Origin of the sequence: Rhodopseudomonas sp. AAP120 (assembly GCF_001295845.1) — a bacterium.
Classification (GTDB): Bacteria; Pseudomonadota; Alphaproteobacteria; order Rhizobiales; family Xanthobacteraceae; genus Rhodopseudomonas.
The window spans coordinates 1-2,227 of sequence record NZ_LJIC01000176.1 but is presented as its reverse complement, the minus strand read 5'-3'; the positions used below and the strand labels follow the sequence as shown (position 1 = coordinate 2,227).

2 protein-coding genes are annotated in these 2,227 nt (G+C 66.1%); both read right to left on the bottom strand.

The window, feature by feature from the left end:
• Positions 1-155 precede the first annotated feature (155 nt).
• Complete coding sequence (locus IP86_RS24360) at positions 156-1,463, bottom strand: tetratricopeptide repeat protein (protein ID WP_502694017.1); 1,308 nt, start codon at positions 1,461-1,463, stop codon at positions 156-158.
• Positions 1,464-1,693: 230 nt separating this feature from the next.
• Positions 1,694-2,227: Spy/CpxP family protein refolding chaperone (locus IP86_RS24355; RefSeq protein WP_054165023.1), on the bottom strand; the 534-nt coding region annotated here is incomplete at its 5' end.

Sequence of the window (2,227 nt, the reverse complement as noted above, 5' to 3'; positions counted from 1 at the left end):
GAGCCAACGGGTCGGCGCAAAGCGCCGCCCGATGACAGGCTCCGCGAAGCAATCCATGACACCACGCCCCGCAGTCTGGATTGCTTCGTCGCTGCGCTCCTCGCAATGACGGCGGTGGGAAGCTGACGATCTGATCATATGCATCGCCGACCTCCTCAGAAACGCAGCGTCGGGCCGATCGAGGCCGACAGGTTGTTGGTGCGGTAGTTCGGCAGGTTGGAGTCGATCTTGGTGTAGGTCACCTGGGTGCGCAGGCCGACATTGTCGACCAGCTGCGCGTCGAAGATCGCGCCGTAGCGATATTCCTGGTCGCGGCGCACGATCACCGGATCGACGATAAAGTTCGGCGCCTCGTAATTCGCCTGGCTGAAGCCGGCGGTCGGCGCGAACACGAAGGCGTGCGGGGCGCCGAACACCGGCAGCACGAATTCGATCGGCAGCGCGACGTCGATCGAGTAGCGCTTGTAGCTGTTGTAGTCGGCGATGGCCTTGTTGCTGTCGTAGCCGGCGCGCGTCGTCCAGTGCACCCCGCCCCAGCGGAAGTCGGTGAGGATCGCGGCGGTGAGCAAATCGCCGGTCTGGTCGCTGGCGGTCGGGAAGTAGTTGGAGTCGCTGAAGCGGCGGTGCCGGGTTTCGACATAGCCTTCGACCAGGCCGAGGCCGCCGAGCTGGGTGCGCGCCGACAGGCCGCCGCCGAGCGCGTTGAAGTAGCTGTAGTCGCCGAGCCAGACCTTGTCGCCAATCGCGTAGTATTTGAACGAGGAGTCCTGCCCGAGCCCGACGCGGTGGCCGGCGGTGACTTCGACCAGGCCGAGATTGAACCGGCTCTGCGTCATCTGCCGCGAGTTGAGGCCGAGGAACGAGGTCTCGATCGCGTCGCCGCGCAGATTGAGCTTGTAGGCGTAGGTCGCCGCGACGGTCTGGAACGTGTTCCAGTCCGGCTTCTTGCCGTAGGCCGGATCGAGGATCGCGTCCTGGCCGAGCGCCCGCACCTGCAGGCCGTTCGGGCCGATATTGGCGTTGGTCTGGTAGCGCATGCCCGAATGCAGGAACACGCTGTATTCGTAAGGCGCCATCCGGCGGTCGATTTCCGACAGATACGCCATCACCTGGGCGCGGATCTCCGCCGGCACATTGCCGCCCTTGATGGCGTCGAGCAGATAGCCGCGCGCGATCTCGTAGGACGCCAGCTTGAAGTACAACACGCCGAGTTCGAGCTTCACCCGCGGCAGGTCCGGATTGAAGAACAGCATGCGCTCGAGCGCGCCGATCGCCGCCTCGTAGTCGCCGCGCGCCACCGCCTCGTGGGCGAACTTGAAGCTGACGTCGAGATCCGACGGCCGCTGATACATCTGTGCGAACAGCGCATCGTAGTCCGGCGGCGCGGACACCGGCGTCGGCGCGCCTTGCTGTGCGGCAGCGCCGGAGACGGCGAGCGCGGTCGCCGTCAGCAGGCCCATCATGGTGGCTCGAAACGTCACGCAGCACCCCGAAATCAAATACGATCGAAACCGTTTGCTCGTTGTCCGAGCTAATGGGTCGGGATTTTGCTGAGAACGTTCGGGCAGCGGTATCCTTTTTTGCGATGTCCCGGCGGGATTACCTGCGGTCGTGGCTTTTGTGTCACGCGGGCCACGCCCGCAATGTCCTGAAACCGAACGAGATCACACAACGCGCCGCGGATTTAAGCAGCTTAGTCGAGCCCGCGCTCGGTGCTGAGCCGGACCATCTCCGTGACGAAGATCGCTTTCTGCTTGTCGTCGAGAGTCGCGAACAGCGGCTCGGCGGCGTCGGCGACCGCGCGCTGATCGGCGCCGCGGTCGTACAGGAATTGCGCCTCGTTGCGCATCTGCTCGACGATATCGTCGGGCGGATCGCGCTGCGCCCGCGCCTTGCGCAATTCGAGCCGCTCGGCGCCGTGCTGCCCGAGGTAGTGCATCGCGCTGGAGAACAACCCCCAGTGTTTCTCCTGCTCCGGCGTCAGCTTCAGCTCGCTCTTGATCCGCGCGATATTGGCGTCTGAATTGGCGACGATCTGCTCGGCGGTGAGCGCCACCGCCGTAGCCGGGGGCGTAGCAGCGGCCGGCGCCGCAGCGCCCTTGGCCTGCGCGGCCTTCGCCGCCTTGGCGGCCTCGCGCGCCTGCTTGCGCGCCTCGCGGGCATTGCGCGGCGCGGGCTGAGCCGGCTGGGCGCTTTGAGTGGGCGCCGCCTGCGGCTGCACCGGCCC